General features: G+C 68.6%; 4 protein-coding genes. 2 read left to right on the forward strand and 2 right to left on the reverse strand.

What is annotated here, in order from left to right; all coding sequences use genetic code 11:
• The coding region (locus tag FV228_RS22305; RefSeq protein ID WP_147856603.1) for a glycosyltransferase family 2 protein at window positions 1-805 on the reverse strand (805 nt) is incomplete at its 3' end.
• Window positions 806-1,209: 404 nt separating this feature from the next.
• On the opposite strand from FV228_RS22305, the gene FV228_RS22310 reads away from it, so the two are divergent.
• Entirely contained in the window at window positions 1,210-1,449 is a 240-nt protein-coding gene (locus FV228_RS22310; RefSeq protein WP_147856604.1) for a hypothetical protein, read from the forward strand.
• On the opposite strand, the gene FV228_RS22315 is transcribed toward FV228_RS22310, so the two are convergent.
• Window positions 1,421-2,167, reverse strand: coding sequence for a hypothetical protein (locus FV228_RS22315; protein WP_147856605.1), 747 nt, complete (start codon window positions 2,165-2,167; stop codon window positions 1,421-1,423). The two genes, FV228_RS22310 and FV228_RS22315, sit on opposite strands and share 29 nt — an antisense overlap.
• A 742-nt stretch (window positions 2,168-2,909) precedes the next feature.
• On the opposite strand from FV228_RS22315, the gene FV228_RS22320 reads away from it, so the two are divergent.
• Window positions 2,910-4,043: acyltransferase (locus FV228_RS22320; RefSeq protein WP_147856606.1), on the forward strand; the 1,134-nt coding region annotated here is incomplete at its 3' end.

The raw sequence follows: 4,043 nt of genomic DNA on the forward strand, positions 1-4,043 counted from the left end.
CCCGGTGCCCGGCCAGGGCGCCGCCCTCGGCATAGGCCGCGAAGGCCGCGTCGAGGTGTTCGATGTCGGCGAGCCGCAGCCGATGGGACAGCGAGGCCGGCCCCCGCCGATACCCGTAGCCCGCGTAGGAACTCACCACGAAGCGGGCGCCTTCCGCGAGGGCCGCCACGCAGAACAGGAAGTCCTCGCCGACCCGGACCGTATCCACGTAGCGCAGGCCGTGCCGGCGCACGAAGTCGGCCCGCAGCATCGGCTTGAGATAGCCGAGCTTCACCCCCGGGGTGAGCATCCGGTTGCAGGTCAGGTACTGCGCGAGTTCGACCGTGAACAGGTAGGGCTCGCGGCCGCGATCCAGCATGCCGGCCCCGCCCGGATCGAAGGCCCCGGTGAAGGGGATCGGGTTGTCGGCGATGAGGTCGGCATCCGTGGCGGCGGCGAGATCCAGGAGCGTGCGGCTCCGGTCCGGGACGATCAGGTCGTCCGCGTCGAGGATCGCCACCCAGCGTCCCCGTGCGGCGGCCAGGGCGGCGTTCCGGGCGGCCGAGGGACCTCGCGGCGCGTGCGTTCCTGCGGCGTCGAGGGGGATCGGGCGGATGCGCGGGTCGGCCGCCGCCAGCCGCGCCAGCACGGAAGCGGTCCCGTCCGTCGACCCGTCGTCCACCACCAGGACCTCGACCGCGACGCCGGCCTGGTCGAGGGCCGAGCGGATCGCGGTCTCGATCCACGGGGCGGCATTGTGGGCGGCCATGAGGAACGAGATGTCCACGGGCGCGGTCCGCGCATCGGCCTCGATCTGCTTCGCCATCGCTCGTCCTGCCGCCGCCCCGGGGTTCGCGGTCTCCCGGGCCCTGGCCGACCATGGCGTGAAGCGCGCCCGGCGCACGACACTCAAAGGACGTAGGCGCGCGTCGCACCGTCCCTGGGCGGCGGATTTATTCGCGCCGGCCGGGATCCCCGACGGTGACCCGGGGGCCAGGGCAGGCGCAGCGCGGTACCGCCTTTCGCCACGCCGCCATGATCAAATGGGCAATGATCGATACCTATATTGTACGAGTGCGAGAAAATTCAGACATTATTGCAACGGACCAGGCGAAATCAGCTTTGATATTTATTAAACTTTATGTCTCCAGATGATTTCTGTCGGGCGCGTCGGGCCGCGCATCCAGGACGGGACGGCCCTCCGAGGGCATCAATCACGGGGGATCGTCTTTGCCCATCCGGTTCTACTTCGACGTCGAGAACGGCAGGGAGACGATCCGCGACCACGAGGGCGTGGACGCCACCGATCTGACCGAGGCCCTGGCCGAGGCGCGCAGCGTCATCCGGGAGATGGCGGACGACGTCTGCGCCCACAACCTCGGTGGCGGCTGGACGCTCGTGGTGCGGGACGCCGCCGGGATAGTGGTGGCGCGGTTGCCGATCAGCCGGAGCGCTGCCTCAGACGCCTGAGCGACTCGAGGCCGATCGCTCCGGCGGACGCTTCGGGCCAGATGACGAGAACGGCATCGTTGCCGAAAAAGACGGGCGCGATGTGCAAGGCGGGGTTCTCGGCTTTGAAGGCTTCGAGATAGGCGGGATCGCACTCGGTCCGCCTGACCGTTCCGATGTATTCGTTCTTGTCATTGTACATGTCGTAATACCCCGACACGATCTTGGCGCTCGGCGTGTCGATCGCATCCAGAATTTTGGCGGTCTTCTCCACGAACAGGGCATACGACATCGAATCGGGATTCTTGTATTCGCGCGGAATGGCCCTGGACAGGCCCTTGAAGAAGTCGATGCCCGTGAGGTGGCTTTCGGGGCGCCAGACCCAGCGCGTCGCCCCCAAGCCTTTCATGACCTCTGTGTAGTGCGCAGGTGTGTCCGCGATCGTCTGGGCGAAAACCTCGTCCGTGAGCATCGCGCTCTCGTCGATCCCGCCGACCAGGTGGACGTTGCCGGCGTGCCGCGGATGCTTGTGCAGCACCGACAGGATCGCATCGCTGGCCTGCGTCGACAGGGTCAGGGCGGAGCGCGGATCCAGCACCTGGAGCGCCGTCACGGCTGACAACGATACCGGATCGGTCTCAGCCTCCTCCTGTGCCGAGCGAGGCTTCACGGAGGTGTCGACCTGCAACAGCGTCAGCGCGGTGGATGGAGAGGACGTCACAGACCCGACCGCTGTCATTGCCCCGCCTCCGAACGGTTCCGCTCGGGCACGGAGACCGTGCCCTCCGCGTCGTGAAAGACATGCAGGCGGTTCTCGGACGCCATCATCGGTCCATCGACCCGCGACGCAGAGGCGGGGACGTTCCCGTCTCCGAGACCGCGCGATGGTGCGTTCTCGATCGACGACGCGTCAGATCGACGGATCTATCGATCCCTCCCGCATGCCCATACGCCCGCTTTGGCGGCCAAACCGCCGCGACTGGGCGCGACAGGTCAGGACCACGGTCGGGGAGGGGAGATCCCGCGTCAACGCCGCGCTCAGGATCATCATGATCCAGGACGAGCCGGCTCGCGGCTCCGTGCCTCGCTGACGTCCATAGGGAGCGCGAAGCTTTCACGAGTCAAGAAAAAGATGTCGCCCGGATCGAGATTTGGATTTTTCGGCTGTGCTTTCTGACAGATCTTGGGCGTTGCTGAGGCTTGTGCCGCCTCATGCCTGTGTCACGGCTGCGTATTTTCTATTCATATGCAGGGTCGATGCACGCCGCCATCGCGTGTGGCCCCCATTGGAACAGGGGCGCCTGCAAGCCGATTGCGCCACGCGGTCGCTTGTCCGGGCAAAATCCCGCCCGGCTACGCCCTTCGGAGGAGGCCCGCCCCGCCAAGGGTGGACGGCAGCCGCACCCCAGGCGGCGGATCCGGCGCGGGATCCCTCCTTTTGCGCGGCTGCGGCCGTCCCTCGCCCCGGGCGAACCGGTGGCATGGATCGGAGGCGCCGCGCCCCGGCGCGTGTCCGTGCGAGGCTCTCTCATGCGTCAACAGGTGACCCGTCGCGGGCGGACGATCGGAGGCGCGCTCGCGGCCGGCGGCGGCTACGGCGCCGGCTCTTCGATACCCTGCGCCTGGTGCTCGCGCTGCTGGTCATGCTGTTCCATGCCGGCGCCACGGTGGGCAGCACGCTCTGGACCGATACGCTGTCGCCGCTGACCGGCAGCCTCGTGCCGCTGTTCTTCGGCGTCAGCGGTTTCCTGGTCGCGGGAAGCGCGTCGCGGCTCCCGGCCGGACCGTTCCTGGTCAACCGCGCCGTGCGGATCCTGCCTGCCCTCACCGCCGTGACCCTGGTCACGGCCTTCGTCATCGGGCCGGTGTTTTCCACCGACGCCCCGGCGGCCTACTTCGCGCAGCCGGGGGTCTGGCAGTATTGCGCGAACAGCATCGGCCTGTTCCGCGCGCAGCTGCCCGGGGTGTTCACCCAGAACGGGCAGCCCGGCATCGTCAACGCCGCGCTCTGGACCCTCGCGTACGAACTCGCCTGCTACGGGCTGGCGGCGGCCCTGATCGTGGCGGGGCTGTTGCGGCGGCCCCGGGTGCTCCTGGCCGTACTCGTCGCCTTGGCGGTCACGCCCGCCCTGCTGGCCGCCTGCGGGGTGCTGCCCCTGTTCGAGCGGAACGGGCTGTTCCGCCTGTTCTTCCTCGGCCGCGGCGCGATCCTGTTCTCGACCTTCCTCAGCGGCTGCCTGCTGTATGTCTGGCGACACGCCGTGCCGCTCGATGGCCGGCTGTTCGCGGCGGCGGTGGCCGGGTGCGGCCTCGTCTACGGGCTCGGCCCGGACCGGTGGCACCTGGCCGATCCGGCCCTGTCGGGACTCGGCCTGGCCTACATCGCCGTCGCGATCGGCGTCAGCGATTTCGGAGGGCGGCTCGGGCCGTACAAGGTCGACTACTCGTACGGACTGTACCTGTCTCACTGCCCGATCCTGAACGCGGTGTATGTGTTGTTCCCCGGGCTCGATTCGACGGCCCCGCTGGTCCTGCTGGCCATCGGCCCGACGCTCCTCGCCGCCGCCGCGTCGTGGCACGGCATCGAAAGCCCGGCCCTGCGCGCGCGAAAGCGC

Source organism: Methylobacterium sp. WL18, assembly GCF_008040015.1.
GTDB lineage: Bacteria > Pseudomonadota > Alphaproteobacteria > Rhizobiales > Beijerinckiaceae > Methylobacterium > Methylobacterium mesophilicum.

What these genes read in the sequence shown, in the direction of transcription:
- FV228_RS22315 (WP_147856605.1), bottom strand. Translation starts at nt 2,167, where the DNA reads ATGACAGCGGTCGGGTCTGTGACGTCCTCTCCATCCACCGCGCTGACG.